This window comes from Collinsella sp. AF23-2 (assembly GCF_003459245.1).
Taxonomy (GTDB): Bacteria; Actinomycetota; Coriobacteriia; order Coriobacteriales; family Coriobacteriaceae; genus Collinsella.
In genome coordinates this window covers 1-16,972 of the sequence record NZ_QRVG01000009.1, presented here as the reverse complement: position 1 = coordinate 16,972, position 16,972 = coordinate 1, and the positions used below count along the sequence as shown (strand labels likewise).

Below are 16,972 nucleotides of genomic sequence, written 5' to 3'. Positions count from 1 at the left end.
GGACGAGGATGCCCTAATGCCTTGCCCAGGCTCCATCCAGCTCCGCCGCGCAGCTCTCGAACACGCACCTAACGGCGGCCATTTCCGACGGGGTCACGCGCCCTCCGCTCGCCTTATCCGAGGGCCTATGCGGCGGGGCTTGACTTCGAGGACGTCGTCGACTCGTCCCTCGAGCTTGTAAGGCTTGCTTAGGTAGGCGGACTAGAGTAAGAAAAGAGAAATCAAAAGGCGAATTTATCGCGAGGAGCAAAATGTCCCAAATAAATCAGATCCAAGAAGAGCTAAGGCAGATCGAAGGCGGGCGTTTTCAAACACTAGCAAATCAGTATCTATATAGGAGATATTCGCTTAACAACATCATTGAATTAGGATCCCAATGCGGCACGGATAAAACCACGACCGGAGTGCCAGACATGTACTCCGTAGGAGAGAATGGACACTACCTCTTCGCGGCATACACAACCTCTAATTCCGACATCCGCAATAAGCTGCTAAATGATGCTAAAGACTGCCTCGACAGGAGCAAAACCGGAATCAATCCGCAACTCATAGATCGAATCATCCTGTGCCACACATACTTTCGCCTTTCACCTCTGGTACTCGAGGAGGTCCGTGCCATCGATCCACGGATAGAAATAATCGGGCCAGAGACAATTGCGAGCGACCTTGATGGAAAATACCCTGCGCTAGCGCATACGGTATTGGGCGTTCCACTCGGAAAGGGATCATTCATCGCCCCAGACCGCTTCATCGAGCGAAGCCTGAACGACCGTTTCTCAACCGACCTGTCGAAGCTCCTCATGCACAGGGATTCCGAGTTTTCAGTCATCGTCGAATCGATAGAGCAAAACAAGGCAGTGGTGATTCAGGGGCAGTCTGGATCGGGGAAAACCAAGATCGCCCTCGACGCATGCCTCTCATTCAGCAAACGGCATCACTGGGATCTTCTTATCTTGGACTCTAGGTATTCATCGCATCTCGACGATGATATCGAGCTGATTTTGTCGGAGTCGGAAAACATTATCCTTCTAGTCGATGATGCAAACGGCAACCTGTCACTTGAGCACTTGCTGGGAATCTGTTTGGAAAACAAAAAGCTAAAGATTGTCCTCACCTGCAGGAAGATGCACCGAAGCGAGTTGACCGCAAAAATCGGCAGTTATCTAAATTTCAGAGAAATAGAGCTGGAGCCTCTAACCGCGGAAAATATAGAAGCGATACTCGAGACCGAATACAACATAAAAAACATAGCACTGAGGGAGAGAGTATCGGCAATCGCAAACGGAAACCTGCGCTTGGCTATCATGGCAGCAAGCCCCATAGCAGACGGCAATTTCGAAGCCATCCAAGAGCCATACGATCTTCTGAACATCTATATGAATTCCGCCTTAGCTGGGTACTCCAGCAGAGAGCAACGTCTCGCAGAGATCCTTGCAATCTACGACTGCTGCGATCTTATTGAAGGAGACCCTTGTTATGAGGATCTCTTGGGCTTGGGGTACGACGACGCCGAGATTCGGGATTTTGCATCCAGATTGAACGACCAGGAAATCGTCACGATCCTTACCTCAGCCGGTGGCGTGCTAGCCATAAGGATGGAAGAGCAGAATCTTCGCGACTTCTTGATATGCCGCCACTTCGCAAAAGAAGGGAACGGCAGTTTTGCAGATTTCATTCTGCATACCGCAGAAATGCCGAACGCGCCGTATCTCAAAGCCGCCAAGTCAATGGCTGAAGTATGCGGAAGTGCGAGCGTGTATGACTATCTTCGAAGGGAATGCGAGAAAGCTTGGGATGAAATAAAGAATCGGGATGAGCGAATTGCCGATCAGTTCATAATCACATTCAATCAACTCCTCCCCGTACAGGCGCTCGCCTTTGCCTCAAACCGCATCGAAAGTGCTGCTTGCGCTGACGTATCGGAAGAAATTCTCGGCATGAATTCGACATCGGACGGATCTATGCCCCTGCATATTTCCGTATCCCTGATGAACTCGAGCGAGTATTCGCAAACAGCCTCCGAGTTGTTCGTGAAGTGTGTAGAAAGAGGCACAGAGCGGGCGGCCGAGTACAACTGGGCATGCGGGCAAGACGGCGCTTTCGCTTACGATTTCGATCGTACGGGATTCGATTTGGAAAACAGCAAACTCGATGCCCTCGCTCAAAAATATCAACAATCGCATTCCCGCAATGTTGCAGCATGTCTGATCGTCTTGACGAGTTCATACCTCTCTTCAAGGGTCCAGCGCGTTCGGCAAAACGGCATAACGTACACATACAACACCCTGATCTTTAATTTCACATCAGAGCTGGCCGAGCTCCACGCCCATTGCTTCCGGGCGCTCTCCGTTCTAGTCGAAACCGAATTCAGCAGGCAAGTTAGATCCACCTTTCGGCAGCACTTCTCGTTCTATGGCAAAGAACCTGAAGCGGAGCATGCAGAAAACATGCATTCGGTGCTCTCGATGATCGAAGATCTATTCCCCAAATATATAAGCGAAGACTCGACAATCGATCTCTCATGCAGCTTAAGCATCAACCAGATTTACGAAACATGCGCGCAGAATCCCCCTCTGAGCCTCGATGGGTTCCGCCAGAGCACATTCGACGCACTTGGCCTGGAGAACTCCGAGTCTCTCGTAGAGAAAGAACCGAGGATATCCGCGGAAGAGTTACCGCTAGAACGACTGACCGAAGCCCTGGGAAAGCTAGCCGAAGATTATGAGATTTCCGATAAAGAGTGGGAGTCGGGCAGGGCTATCGGAAAAGTCCTTCTGGAAATCGCCAAAAGGACCCCAGATACTGCCTCAAGCATAATCGCACGCAATATCGCTTCGTCGCCCTCGACGATCCCCGTCCCGTACGAAGCACTTGACCATCTTGCTGAAACCATCGGCAGGAAGGTCCTTAGAAACGAGCTGGGCGCGGTGATCGACGTGAGTGACCATCCGGCCCTGTTTGACTATCTTGATTTGCTAGCAATAAAGAACGGGCCCGACAAGGAGGAGCTCGACGAGATCCTCGCAAGACTCGATGACGGCAGAACGCATCTCTGCTTGGAAGATTTGGAGATAGTCGAGCCAAAGCATCCTGGCTATATCCTCAAATATGCTTCTAGGTTTTCCGAACGCACTCACAATGATGGGGTTTGGCGGTTTTTCGGCAACTGCGGAGACGAAAAGCGCGTCTCCGCTCTAGATTCGTACTTCGGATCCAATCCCTTACCGGCTATCAACCTGTATTTTCTCGCACTTGAAGGACGCCCTTCTTTCGACTATAACCTCGCTTTCCTACGCTGCCTTTTACGCCTTGACAGTTCAATGATTGACCGTTTTTTGGAATACGCTGCCAGCCTCGACTACCGACAAAGGCACGATCTCCTGCGAAGAATCAGCTCGTTTTGGACCGTCCAGGACAATCGTGCTTGGAATCTGCTGAAAGCATTGATCGATGAAGTGCTGAGCGAACCACTCGGTAGGTTTGAAATAGCCGCTTTGTTTCCCGTTCGTGACGCAAATGCGCTCTCGAGCGATATTTTTTGGGAGCGCCTGGAATATATCATCCGCGAAAGGATCGCCGACGCAAATAGTCTCGATAGAATTAGCTGGGCCTTGTCCGATTGCAATGACGAGGCGAGGGTCAGGGCTATCACCCTCATTCTGTCGCTCGATAAAGACGGGATATCGATCAACGATTTGGATCTCCGTCGATCTTCAATGAGCGGGTCTCCAGAAAAAGGCTTTATTCCAGCAAAGCTCAAGGAGATTGAGGCGATTGAATCGATTGCTGCTCAGCTGCCCGCAGGTGTTGAATATTTAAAACACAGAGAATGGCTGTTAAAAGTGAGGTCTTCAATTGAAAGAGACATCGAAGACGAAAAGTGGAGGCTATTCCACGGCAGGCAGTAATCGACTTTAACACCTAGAATTAGGAAAAGCCTCGGGGGCTCCTGCCTAGCCCTTCGACCTGCACTGCGTGCAGAAGACAGTCGAGGACGAACCGTGGTGCAGCTCCATGAGCTCGAGCTGCATCGCCCTGATCAGGTCGTCGAGCTTGTTCAGCAGCCACTCGTCGATGTTTGTGTCAACGGCCAGCTGAATACTGTTCAGTTTTACGCTACCACTGACAGCGAGGCCGAAGTGGCTCGTTGCCATTTCGAAGCCGCGCGCGCGGCGCGGAAGGGCGGCGTGGACCCCGAGTCCACTGCCTGCAAGCTCGACAAGATGATTTGGTTGCTCTGCACAGGCGACTTCTACCGCGAAGGGGGTCTAAAGCTCTTTTCAACCAATGCACTTGTTGAATCGAACCTGAGCGCCTATTCGGGGGATGGCATTTAAATTGGAGCCACTTTCAGAAAAGCGGCGCTGCAAACGCATGCCAAAACTGGCAAATTATTATGAAAGGTAATCTTATGGTAAACGCAGAGGAATCAACTAAGGCCGGTCTATCGCGCTTGCAAGACGACGCAAGGCCGACTATTTGCAGCGACTCTCTCGAACTTATTTCGAATATCGCAGAGGTTGGCCTGGACGAAATTCTCCAAAACGAGTTCTTGAAGGACATCCCCGTCATCTCAAGCCTAGTGAGCATCTACAAAATCGGAAACAATATCCACAATGCGCATCTGCTGAAGAAGTATGCGTGTTTCCTCGATGAGTTCAACCGCGACTCTTTTGAAAATGGCTCATGGAACAAGTACAAGCAATACTTTGAAGAGTCAAATAGGAAGCGCGATATTGAGTACCTGCTTATCCTGCTCGAAAGATACATTGAGGAGGACAAAGCGCGGCGACTAGCAAAGATTTATGAGGCCTACCTAGATAAAGAAATTAGCTGGGACGATCTTCGTTTGTTTGCAGAGACTTTGGACAGATTTCTACCTGGAGACTACGAAATGCTTCGAGAAAAGGAAACTTTTCAGACGCTCAGAGGCAGAGATGCAGAAGTTCTTCTTCGATTAACCGGGCTGGGATTGCTGATTGAGGATATCCATCGGCAGCAGTGGGACGTAGTAGATACGACGCTCATCTTCGACGATCCCGACGAAATTGAGAAAGAAGAAAGGGTTTATCGTAGGACCGAATTTGGAAACAGGATGGTATCTATACTTGGCTAGCTACTGCAGACAACAATCTGAGCGCGCTCTTGTCGTCTTGGTTAAACTGCTCGGATCTACCAGTGATTTTTACTGCATTAGGCATTCGGAAAGGGAATCGGTTCTTCACGATTCGCATCCTTTCTAGTGCTGCCTTTATTTAATGATCGAGATATGCTCGGCGACTGCGGTGTTCTGCCCCTTAGGTTACAGACGGTTGTTTCTATTGAGCTTCCAGAGGAAATACATGGGGTTCTCTTTTGCCTTGGCTTCTCGCAAGAAATCTGCGGATTGAGATGCAACGGCCCCTATGCCGGCAGCCCCGAGGAAGGCCATGGCATCAGAAGGTGATGCGATTCCGTATTGCCCCAATGTAAAGCTCGCAATTCCGATAGCGGCTTCAATGCCTGCGGAGGTGACTAATCGGGATCGCTCGTTTTTCATCACTAAAGATATCTTGTGAAGCTCGGGCTCTATTAGGTCGTTCTTCAGGTCAGCTAATGTCGAGGTGTCGATGGGCCTTTCGCTCAGGCCTTTGGACAAGGTATCCCTAAACACAAGAAACGACTCTTCGTTTCTAATGCGGCAATCAAGGATGCTACGCAACGTTGCATTTTCAGCAATGGGGAGGGGGCAAGATAACCGGCGAATGGGTATGGTCTGATCTTTTCGAGGATAAAGGGTGGAAGTTGCGGACTCGAGGAACTCAATCTGAGCTGGACGAGTGGTTAAATACGAGCTATTCGAAAAATAGGGATTGACGAGGGCTTGAAAGCAATCGTCCAACAAAGGCAGTAGGATAGTCGAGATGCCGCCTTTCTCCAGCATGTCTCTATCCAATCGCGTTTCGCCTTGGCTTGCATAGAGCGATTCGTATTCAGACGGGATTACCAGGAAATCGACATCCATCTCATCATGGGACCCATATGCATCCATTCCCTCAATCGCTACACACAGATTCCCATCTGGTGCTTGTTTTAAAGTGCACGAGGTAGAGGAACAGAATTGTCGTACGAGTTCATCCCAATAACTCGATATCAATCCTTTTGCTTTTGATTCTCTTTCGATTTGTCGCGCTAGGCAATCTTTGCAAAGAGGAATGTAATTGCTCGAAAATCCGAGTATTCCAGCTTTGACTATGTCTTCGACTCGCATGGTCAAATAGATCCCGAATGCAAGTTCATCGACTGAGGCATAATCATCGTGCCCCATTTCGAATGCCGATTCTATAGGGCAATGAATCAGTGTTTTATCTGCATACAATGCTGAGAACTTTGCCAAATGGTAAATGTTTTGCTCTCGACAGGCATAGTCAGTGCAGGGGAATTTGCCTCCTTCAAGGGTGGAGTCAACAGAAAAATTGAACAGGGATTGATTTTCGATTTTTTCGATTGGGATAAGGGGTGCAAGGCCCCTAATAAAGGCGTCGAACCTCCTTTGCCCCAGTTCTTCTAGGTACGCAATTATTTCGGCAAGAGAGCTGTTCTTGAATGCGGCTAGATAAGAATAAAGGTCATCGTATGCATGAGTCGCCATTTCGCTCACCTACACTTTCGGAAAGAGTTTTGCGTCGTTATTTCCGAGGCGTCGTTGGGCTCGCAATCGACTCTAGTGTGCAGCTGCTTCTCGACGTACTCCCTCATGTTCTGCCTCCACATGTAACTAATTGATTTGCTATGTGCCATTATGAATGGTATATAGCAAATCAATTAGTTACATTTAATGGAGCATTGCGAGCGTGGCGCGCGCAAAGAAGAGTCGTTGTATGGAGGCTTCCGGCAACGGCCTTTTGTACGTCCGTGACTGTTGGGTGCTATCGCGGATGACGTCATTGTTGCCTGTACTCTCGATCCAAGGATGTAATTACGGAAGTGCGGGGAAAATCGAGAACCTTCGAGCACAACGCGATTTTTAGCACCAAAACCGCAGTTCGCGGAAGCGAAAACTGGGGCCTGGTTAGCATTTCTTCGATTTTCCCCGCACCTCCGAATTTGACCCCTTGCCGCACCTTGATCACGTCTTCAAGTGGCTGGTTCATCGCTAATGGAGTTTTCTGCGGTGCTTGAATTGCGGTGTTGTGATTAGGGCAAAAGGCTCTTGGCTCCGGGGAGGCTCATCGCACGAAAATTCAAGTTGCTGCTGAAGTAGGGCTTGCTTCGGCAGCGCTAACAATAAGGGCGGCTCTGCTAGTCTCGGGAGACCGCGGCATTCGGCGGGCCTGCCGAATGCCGCGGTCAGTAGCGGTCAGTAGCGGTCAGTAGCGGTCAGTAGCGGTCAGTAGCGGTCAGTAGCGGTCAGTAGCGGTCAGTAGCGGTCAGTATATTCTTCGGAGCCGTTTCTCTGGGCTTCGGCGGACTTGCCAACTCGCGCTTGGGCACTACTCAGTAGATTACTCAGCAGTGCCCAGTAGATTACTCAGTAGTGCCCAGCAGGGGGAGGGCAGCAAACGCAATGGGCCTGTTTCCCGGCTAGGACCTGCAGCCTCAAACTTCGCTTGGCATCCTGTAGAACTGGTGCGGGTCTTTCGGGCTTTTCCCTACCCATTCCAACAGGCCTCGACCGGCAAGGTCTTTCAGAGTCTTCGAGGCCGTTTTCCTACCGACATTGGACTCCCGCGCGAGGTCGGAGGTCGTGATTTTCCCCTGAGCGGCGGCAATTGCCATCGCTGCTCGTTCGCGCTCGCTGAGGAGCGGTCGGTTGTCGGCCGCGGTTCTCCTGAAGGCCGCTTTCTGCAACCCAGGACGCTCGAAGACGACGACGGTGCTGTTGACGGTCTGCTCGAAGCGGAACCTCACGCCGGCTGCCTCGCAGGCCTCCTTGATGCGCGGTATGCCCGTGCCGTACTGCTCGATGACGCCGGCGCGGAACAGGGTGCGCGCGATCGCGGGGTTTCGGAGGCCGAACTCGCTCGCGGTACCGTCTAGGTGCTCTTGCGGCGAGTCGCCCTCGGGGAACAGGCCCGGGCTCACGATCTGGACGGTGTCCATGAACACGTTGACCTCGACGGCGGTGCCGGTGGTGTAGTCGCGGTGGCACAGCGCGTTGGCAACCGCCTCGCGGATGGCCTCGGCCGGGATCTCGGGGATCTCCTTGCGGTACATGCCCGTCTCGCCGATGACGAACTCGCGCCTGATGTTCGACGTCACGAAGTACTCGGCGAAGTCGAGCAGCTTGAGCATGGTGCCGCTCTCGCGGCGCAGGTCGAGGATCTTGGCCTTGGTGTTGCCGCCCAGAAGCCCCAGCTTCATCCTGGGGTAGGTGTCGGATCCCTCGCAGAACAGCTCCACCGCGGCGTTTCTTAGGCTGCCGTCGGGCGCGACGAGGTCGAGCCTTGCCAAGGTGTCCTCCACGCCGGCGAACCCGCCGCCCACGCGTCCGGCCCTGCCGCCGCGCGCGACGAAGTCACGCACCGCCTGCTCGTCGGCGTCGGAGACGGGCCTGCCGGACGGCAGCGAGTCCCACGGGCTACGGGCGCGCTCACGCTTGACGACCATGGCGCTCAGCTCCGAGGCCGACAGCGCTTTGTTCGAAGTCCCCACGCGGGTGAAGTAGCGTCCGTCGGCGGAGTAGGGGGCGTCGGCACCTGAGAAGGCAATTTTGATGTATCGCAGCCCATCATCGGCGTCGAGGCACTCGACCGTCGGGAACACCGCGGGCTCGATCTTGTCGGACACCCACGACGTCACCTGGCGCAGCGTTGCGTCGCTGACATCCTGGCCGATGACATCGCCGTTGTCCTTCACGCCGAAGTAGAGCTCGCCGCGGCCGTGCTTGTTCAGCATGGCGCTGATGGCTTGCAGTGCTTCTTTATGCTCGCCAGTGGACTTCTTGAACTCGACGGTCTCGCTCTCGCTGCCCAGGTTCATCCGCGCTGCCTTTCCCGTTCGTTGCTTGTCTCGTTGGATTATACCGTGGTCACCATGGGCGAAAACGTGGAAGCGCGCTTGCTTGCCTCTACCATGTTCTCATGCGCCTTAATGCCCTTTGTGAAGAATCATCCCATTGGGAAACGGGTCCCTATGGAACGATTTTGGTATCAGGCATAGGGGGGCGCTATCGTGGATGTCGTCACCATTGCCTGCGCCCTCGATCCAGAGATGTAATTACAGAAGTGCGGGGAAAAATCGAAAACCTTCGAGCACAACGCGGTTTTTTTGTATCAAAACCGCAGGTCGCGGAAGCCTAAAACGGGGGTCTGGTCAGCATTCCTTTGGTTTTCCCCGCACTTCCGAATTTGGCCTCTCGCCACATCCCGATTACGTCTTAAAGTGGCGCAAAAAGCCGTGTGCTCTGCTTGATTTTGCTCAGGAATTATGCCTGAGGGGTAGTGGATTCGCCTTTCTCCGCCGTGCAGCGGCACGTGTAGGGCTCTCTGGCTCAGGCGCGAGTCGCTTCCCGTCTGAAAAAGTTCTTAAAACAGCTTTAAAGTTGCCTTTGGCCTACATTGACAGCGTACAATATGCATGTTTACCATGGCAAAAGCTAAATTTGGGGAGGGGGAGCGCACGGTGGAAGTGCTGGTTGTTGGCAATACCGTGTATGTCGATGACGACTTTTGTGCCAAGGCGTTTCCCGGTGACCATGTTCAGGTCGTGGCGGCCAACGAGGCGCGCCGCGACGGGTCGTCGCTCCATGCGTCTTGGAAAGAGCTGCTGCAGCACCTGGACCAGGCTTACGAATTCGACCGTGTGGTCTACCTCTCTACCTATCTTACGCCGCATACCGAGGCCGTTGGCGACATCGAGCTGCTGCGCTCCGTCTTTCGAGCTTGCATGGGTCGCCAGATTCAGCTGCTGTTTGTGACTGGTCCCATGGGAGCGGACGGTGCGGTGGACGCTGCGGGGCAAAACGGCAAGGGCATCATTGCCCGTGCGGCCAACGACCTGTGCCGCTACTATGCGGTCCGCGACGGCATTCAGGCCAAGATCTTGCGCGTGCCGTATCTGTACACCGCCTCGCCCACGCTGGAAGACCCGATTTTGATCCCGCTGTTCGAGGCGTGCTCGCAAGGCTCTGCTGTCATGAGGGCTGGGGCGGACTCACCGCTCGGTGCCCTCTGCGCCGAGGAGCTGGCCGTTCTGGTGCGTCGCATCTTCGACAGCTGGGATGCCACATTCGAGGAACTCGAGGTTCCGGATAGCTTTGCCCACACCGTGGGAGACCTGGGCGAGGCGCTCAAGGGCTTGTTCCCGGGGCTCGACATTACCTACGACGGGGACGCCGTCGTCTCCATTGCTCCGAGCGATACCGTCCGCACGCGCTACGGGTGGTTCCAGCGCTATGACGTGCTGCGCGATCTTTCGACCATACACGCCCGCTGGGAGCAGACCCTCGCGGGCAAGCGCCATCCGCTGCGTGCCGCCATCGACCGCATGCGCGGGCGGACACTGCCCATCAAATGCCTGGAGACCGCGCTGGCCTGGGTGCTCTTTGAGGGCCTGGAGCTGGTGTTTTCGCAGTCTGCTCAGCTTAACGTGCTCGACTACCGCCTGCTGTACGTGGTACTGATCGGCACGCTGTATGGGCTCGATTTTGGCCTGGTTGCGGCGCTGCTGGCGTCGGTGGGTTTGGCCGCGAGCTACTTTACTCAGTACGGCTATACCTTCCAGGGCCTGTTCTACGAGCCGTCCAACTGGCTGCCGTTTATTGCGTACTTTGTGGTGGGTGCCGTGTGCGGCTATGTGCAGCTGCGCAACAGCGAAGCCATTAGGGCGGAGCGCGATCAAAACGAGCTCGTGCGCAACCGCAATACGTTCCTTACGCAGCTCTACCACGACGCGATCGAGGACAAGCGCGCGTACAGGCGCCAGATCGTGGGTCGCCACGACAGCTTTGGTAAGATCTTTGCGGTGACGCAGGAGCTCGACGTGCTCAACCCGCGCGACATCTATCGCAAGTGCTGCGAGCTTCTGGGCGAGATCCTCGAGAACGATTCGGTGGCGATCTACCATGTTTCGGGCGGGGCATTTGCACGCCTGGTGGCAGCAAGTCCCGCGATTGCCGAAGATGCCGCACGTTCGCTCACGCTTGAGCAGCTTGTACCTCTTTTGGGCGACGGGGGTCGTTCGAACCTGTGGGTGAACCGCGAGCTGACGCCGGGGCTTCCCATGTTTGGATACACGATCGAGCGCGACGGGGCGCCCGCCGTGTTGATCTTTGTGCGTAGTGCGGCCGAAAACCAAATGACCCTCTATTATCAAAACCTGTTCCGCATCTTGTGCGGCCTGGTCGAAAGCGCGCTGGGCCGTGCCTTTGACTATGAGGCGGTGGCGCAGGATAAACGCTGCGTTGACGGAACTTGCGTGCTCAAGCAGACTGCCTTTGGCCAAGAGCTCGCGGCGGAGCAGGCTCTGGCAGATAGCAAGATGGGTAGTTTTTTGCTCCTGCGCGTGGTACCGGGTATGGAGCCTGTCGGCGAGCTGGTGGGCGCAATTGGGTCGGCAATCCGCGAGAGCGACGCGGCGGGCTTGGTCGACGGCGACGTGCTCTACCTGCTTATGCGCCAGGCAAAGGCGTGCGATCTGCCCATTATCCGCGAGCGTCTGAGTGCAAAGCAGATTGCGGTGGAGCCCCTCGACGGCGAGGACATCGTGGAGCTGCTGCAGCACATCTCTTACACCGGTGACGGTGAGGGGGGTGCCGCTTGATCTCGCTTGTCGTTGCTGCCGTCTTGCTGCTGATTCATGCGCTGGTTTGCCTGATGCTGTGGACGCTCATGAAGCTGGGCCTGCTGCCGGTGCGCGGGCACATGTTGGCTGTGATAGTGCTGGTGCCGCTGTGGGGCCCGTTGCTGGTGGTTCTGCTATCGGTCCGCAGCGCGGCGTTTGGCGAGGGGCTGAAAGAGTCTGCGCTGGAGTCGCTGCGCTTCAACGACGACCTGCATCGCAGTATGTCGGTACCGAGTGGTGAGGACGATGCAGGCGTAGTGCCGCTCGAGGAGGCGCTCATCGTCAACGACCCGGCATACCGGCGCCGCCTAATGCTCTCCATGCTCACCGAGGAGCCCGACGCTTACCTGGCGCAGCTGCAGGCGGCTAAGCTTAACGACGACGTTGAGGTGGCGCATTATGCCGCGACGGCGGTGGCGCAGATCTTCAAGGAGTCCGACCTTAAACTGCAGCAGCTGGAGCGTGCCTTTAAGACGGACCCGAGCGCGCAAAACCTCAACGAATACTGCGATTTTCTTGGTGAATACTTGGGCTCGGGCTTGGCTGAGGGGCGCGTGGCTCAGATTCAGCGCCAACAGTACGCGCGCCTGCTTGCGCGTCGCTGCGAGCGCGAGGATACCCTTGAGCTGCGCATTCGATACGCGACGGCGCTGGCCGATGTCGGACAGATCGACGAGGCGCAGGCCGTGACCGACCAGCTGGTGATAGACGTGCCCGAGGAGCAGGAGGTTTGGATGCTTTGCCTGCGTCTGGCCGTGATGCGCCGCGACGGTGACGAGGTTCACCGTGTGATTGATGCGATTGACAAGCAACATGTGTATTTGAGCGCCGACAACCGCGAAAAATTGGCGTTTTGGCGCGACGGGGAGGAGGCCAGATGAGCGTGGCGCAACATATCCGTGACCGTGCAGGGCGCTTTCGTTGGATGGGGCTCCTCGTGGTGTGGGCGGTCTTTATTGCCATGGCCGCCGTGCTGCTGGTGGAGCGTGCCGGCGTGCAGTACAGTGCGGGCCAGCATAAGCTGGGGATGCTTGCCGCCAACGATGCAGTGCCGGCCTCCTCGGCAATCTTTGGCCAAAAGCCCACGTGCCTGGTCATTACCGACTCGGACCAAGATAGCGTCGACGATGTTAAAGACCAGTTCGACCAGATTTTGCTGGACATGAAGATTGCCCATCGCGATGTTGATATTGCCACCGACGGTGCGGACGCGATCCCATCGCTCACGTCGTTTGATCGCGTGATTGTGCTTATGCCCTCGCTTGACGGACTGGGTACGCATCTGACCGATCTGATGAGTTGGGTGAGTGCGGGCGGCTCACTTATGCTGGGCATGACGCCAGATAACTCGAACTGCCTGCAGGCTATTGCTTCCAAGCTTGGGATCGAATCGGCCTGATATGACTATGCGACAGCCGAAAGTATCGTTCCGAGTGAGGACTTTATGCTGGGAGGGGGAGAGCGCTACGAGTTCTCGGATCCCTTCGATTCTTCACTTTCGGTTTCATTGCGCGAAACGGCGCACGTCTGGGCAAAGACCGGTGACGCGGGCACGCCGCTCATTTGGTCTAACGATTGCGGCAGTGGTCACACCGTGGTGTGCAACATTGGCATCTACGACAAGGTCATGCGTGGGTTCTATGCTTCGGCCATAAGCTTGCTGGGTGATACCACGGCCTATCCGGTCATCAACAGCGCCGTGTTCTATTTGGACGACTTTCCTAGCCCCGTGCCCTCGGGCGATGGTACTTATATCAAGCGTGACTACGGCCTTTCCATTGCCGATTTTTACACCAAGGTCTGGTGGCCCGATCTGCAAAAGCTCGCGCAAAAATACGGCATTCGCTATACCGGTGTGATGATCGAAAACTACGAGGACGCGGTCAACCAGACCGAGCCCGCGCGCCAACCCGATACCACGCAGTTCCGCTATTTTGGCGGCATGCTGCTGCAGATGGGCGGAGAGCTGGGCTTTCACGGCTACAACCATCAGCCTCTGGCGCTCTGGGATACCGACTATGGCACGCTGTATGACTACAAGACCTGGAAGAACAAGGAAACGCTCGTCGCATCGCTCAACGAGCTTATCGCCTTCCAAGATGAGGTACTGCCCAACGCGCACGGCTCGGTTTACGTGCCGCCGTCAAATATCCTTTCGACCCGTGCACGCAAGCTTATCGGCACCGACGTTCCTCGCATTAAGACTATTGCCAGCACGTATTTTGAGGACGGCACCGACCTGCCGTACGTACAGGAGTTTGGCGTGGCGAGCGATGGCATTGTGGAGCAGCCACGTATTGTCTCGGGCGGCATGGTCGACGATTCCTATATGCGCCTGGCAGCCGTGTCCGAGCTCAACATGCACTACGTGAGCACGCATTTTATGCACCCGGACGACTTGCTCGATCCCGATCGTGGCGCCAAGGAGGGCTGGGAGGTCTACAAGGGCGGCCTGGTCGACTACCTGGAGTGGCTTACCAAATCCGCGCCCGACCTGCGGCACCAGACGGCGTCGGAGTGCTCCGGTGCCATCCAGCGCTTTTCGTCGGTTACGGTGAGCGTGGATACCAGTGCGGATGCCTGGACGCTCAGCCTGGGCAATTTCCACGACGAGGCGTGGCTCATGTTCCGCGCCAATAATGGCGAGCCGGGTGCGGTGACGGGTGGCGAACTGACGCACCTTACGGGCAATCTGTATCTGCTCAAGGCAAATGATAAGACCGTGACGATCGAGCGCAAGGAGGGTGGCGACAAATGAGGATCTGCTTGGTACTCGAGGGTTGCTACCCCTATGTACATGGCGGCGTATCTACCTGGATGCATGGCTATATCCAGGCCATGCCCGAGCACGAGTTTGTGCTATGGGTGATCGGCGCACATGCTGCCGACCGCGGCAAGTTTGTCTACGAGCTGCCCGGCAACGTGGTCGAGGTGCACGAGGTGTTCCTGGACGATGCCCTGCGGCTTTCGGGCGAGCAGCACGAAGCCAGTTTTAACGACCGTGAGCGCGAGGCGCTACGCCGCCTGGTGTCGCTCTCCAATCCGGATTGGGACGTGCTGTTCGACATTTTCCAGCGCCGTCGCGTGCATCCGCTCTCGTTTTTGCAGAGCCGCACGTTTATGGATATCTTCCGCGACGTGTGCCTTGCCGAGTACCCCTACACGCCCTTTGCCGACGCATTCCACACCATGCGCTCTATGCTGTTGCCGGTGATCTACCTGCTGGGCAGCGAGGTGCCGGTGGCCGATGTGTACCACGCTATCTCGACCGGCTACGGCGGCCTGCTCGCCTGCCTGGGCTCAAGCGTTCACCATGCGCCGGTGCTGCTGACCGAGCATGGCATCTATACCCGTGAGCGCGAGGAAGAGATCATTCGCGCCGATTGGGTGGTGCCGTCATTTAAGGACCGCTGGATTCGCTTTTTCTACCTGCTTTCGGAGGAGATCTATCGCCGCGCCTTCCGCGTAACCAGTTTGTTCCATAACGCCCGCAAGACGCAGATCGATATGGGCTGCGATGCGGACAAATGCCTGGTCATCCCCAACGGCATCCAGTTCGACCGCTTTAAGGATATCCCCTTAAAGCCCGATGACGGCTGGGTGGACATTGGCGCGGTGGTGCGCCTGGCTCCCATCAAGGACGTCAAGACTATGATCTATGCCTTCTTTGAGCTGCACGAGCGCCTGCCCAAGGTGCGCCTGCACATTATGGGCGGCGTGGACGACGAAGAGTACGGCGCCGAGTGCCATGCGCTCGTCGACACCCTGGGCGTGCACGACCTGATCTTTACCGGTCGCGTCAACGTGGTCGAGTACATGGAAAAGCTCGACTTTACCATTTTGACTAGCATCTCCGAAGGTCAGCCGCTCAGCGTGCTGGAGTCGCTTGCATCGCGCCGTCCCTGCGTGACGACCGAGGTGGGCTGCTGCCGTGAGCTGCTCGAAGGCGCTCCGGGCGACGACTTTGGCGTGGCGGGTTTTGTGACGCCGCCCATGTATCGTAAGGGCTTGGCCGATGCCATGGAGCGCATGTGCGTGAGCCGCGCCCGTCGCATTGAGATGGGGGAGCGCGGGCAGCGTCGCGTTGCCACGTACTTTTTGCACGAGCAGATGCTCGCCAACTATCGCGCGCTGTACGACGAGACGGCGCAAGCGTTTGACCTGCCCAGAGAGGGGGAGTAGCCGGTGGCCGGAATCGGTTTTGAGCTCAAGCGCCTGTTTAGGCGCAAGGGCCTGTTTGCCACGATGCGCGCTTACGGCTACGCCGGCATTGTGTGCACGGGCCCGATGCTGTTGGGCGTGCTGCTCCAGGTGGGTATCTTGGTGCTGTGTGGTCTGTGGGGCGTGGGCCGTGCCAACCAGGATCTGCTGGTGTGCATGGTGACCTACACACTGCTGGCCTCACTTTTGCTCACGAGCTTTTTCTCCATGCCGGTCACGCGCTTTTTGGCTGATATGTTGTTTGCCGAGCGCGAGGACGAGATTCTGCCTTCGTTTTGGGGCTCCAACGCCATCATGCTCGTTGCGGGCACGGTGCTCTACGGTGTCTTTTTGCTGTTCTCGGGCGCCACACTGCTGCAGGGACTGCTGTGCCTGTGGCTGTTCAACATTATGATCGTCAACTGGAACGGCATGAGTTACCTCACGGCCATCAAGGATTACCGCGGTATCCTGTGCAGCTTTGCGGCTGCCATTGGCGTGGCGTGCCTGTGCGCCCTGGCCGCGCTGGCGCTGGGACTGCCGCCTGTCGAGGGCCTTTTGGCGTCAATTGCTCTGGGCTACGGCGTCATGCTCGCCTGGGACGTGGTACTGCTGTACCGGTATTTTCCGCAGAGCGACCGCAGCCCCTGGCCCTTTTTGCAGTGGCTCGATCAGTTTATGCCGCTGGCGCTCACGGGCCTGTTAACCAATCTGGGACTCTTTGCGCACCTGGTGATTATTTGGGCCGGTCCTATTGGCGTGCAGGTCAAGGGCTTGTTTTATGGCGCGCCCTACTACGATGTGCCGGCGCTCATCGCGTTTTTGACGATCCTGGTCACGACCGTCAACTTTGTGGTCTCGGTCGAGGTCAATTTCTATCCGCGCTACCGCGACTACTACAGCCTGTTCAACGACGGCGGCGTGGTGGGCGACATTGTGGTGGCAGAGGAGGGGATGCTCTCCACGCTCAACAGACACTATGACCCAATCCGAGGGCACTAAAAAGATA

Annotated in this window: 9 protein-coding genes and 1 pseudogene; 8 read left to right on the top strand and 2 right to left on the bottom strand. The window is 55.9% G+C overall.

The annotated features are described in order from the left end of the window. The first annotated feature begins 251 nt into the window (after nucleotides 1-251). From DWY03_RS05145 to DWY03_RS05135, 3 genes are all read left to right on the top strand, one after another. On the top strand, nucleotides 252-3,908 hold the full coding sequence (locus DWY03_RS05145) for a hypothetical protein (RefSeq protein ID WP_117840061.1): 3,657 nt from the start codon (nucleotides 252-254) through the stop codon (nucleotides 3,906-3,908). A 93-nt stretch (nucleotides 3,909-4,001) separates the two neighbouring features. Then, complete coding sequence (locus DWY03_RS05140) at nucleotides 4,002-4,337, top strand: hypothetical protein (RefSeq protein ID WP_117840060.1); 336 nt, start codon at nucleotides 4,002-4,004, stop codon at nucleotides 4,335-4,337. Nucleotides 4,338-4,411: 74 nt separating this feature from the next. Then, nucleotides 4,412-5,116 (top strand): hypothetical protein, encoded by a 705-nt coding sequence (locus tag DWY03_RS05135; RefSeq protein WP_117747107.1) that lies wholly within the window; start codon nucleotides 4,412-4,414, stop codon nucleotides 5,114-5,116. A 186-nt stretch (nucleotides 5,117-5,302) separates the two neighbouring features. On the opposite strand, the gene DWY03_RS05130 is transcribed toward DWY03_RS05135, so the two are convergent. Further along, the gene (locus DWY03_RS05130; RefSeq protein WP_117840059.1) at nucleotides 5,303-6,631 is read right to left on the bottom strand and encodes a hypothetical protein; all 1,329 of its coding nucleotides are present in this window, start codon (nucleotides 6,629-6,631) and stop codon (nucleotides 5,303-5,305) included. Between the two features lie 947 nt (nucleotides 6,632-7,578). After that, nucleotides 7,579-8,961: an RNA-binding domain-containing protein gene (locus tag DWY03_RS05125; RefSeq protein WP_117840058.1), complete on the bottom strand. Its 1,383-nt coding sequence runs from the start codon at nucleotides 8,959-8,961 to the stop codon at nucleotides 7,579-7,581. A 606-nt stretch (nucleotides 8,962-9,567) separates the two neighbouring features. Here DWY03_RS05125 and DWY03_RS05120 point away from each other — a divergent pair. The 5 genes and pseudogenes from DWY03_RS05120 (at nucleotide 9,568) to pelG (ending at nucleotide 16,965) form a co-directional block, all read left to right on the top strand. Beyond that, nucleotides 9,568-11,742, top strand: coding sequence for a DUF4118 domain-containing protein (locus DWY03_RS05120; protein ID WP_147334504.1), 2,175 nt, complete (start codon nucleotides 9,568-9,570; stop codon nucleotides 11,740-11,742). Further along, complete coding sequence (locus tag DWY03_RS05115) at nucleotides 11,739-12,644, top strand: hypothetical protein (RefSeq protein WP_117840056.1); 906 nt, start codon at nucleotides 11,739-11,741, stop codon at nucleotides 12,642-12,644. Before DWY03_RS05120 ends, DWY03_RS05115 begins: the two co-directional genes overlap by 4 nt. Further along, nucleotides 12,641-14,521 (top strand): annotated as a pseudogene (locus DWY03_RS05110) (DUF2194 domain-containing protein). The gene DWY03_RS05115 and the pseudogene DWY03_RS05110 overlap by 4 nt, the downstream one beginning before the upstream one ends. Further along, a complete protein-coding gene (pelF, locus tag DWY03_RS05105; RefSeq protein WP_117840055.1) occupies nucleotides 14,518-15,945 on the top strand; it encodes a GT4 family glycosyltransferase PelF in 1,428 nt (475 codons plus the stop codon). Before DWY03_RS05110 ends, pelF begins: the two are co-directional and overlap by 4 nt. Before the next feature lie 3 nt (nucleotides 15,946-15,948). Continuing rightward, nucleotides 15,949-16,965 (top strand): exopolysaccharide Pel transporter PelG, encoded by a 1,017-nt coding sequence (pelG, locus tag DWY03_RS05100; protein ID WP_231500785.1) that lies wholly within the window; start codon nucleotides 15,949-15,951, stop codon nucleotides 16,963-16,965. Nucleotides 16,966-16,972: the final 7 nt, after the last annotated feature.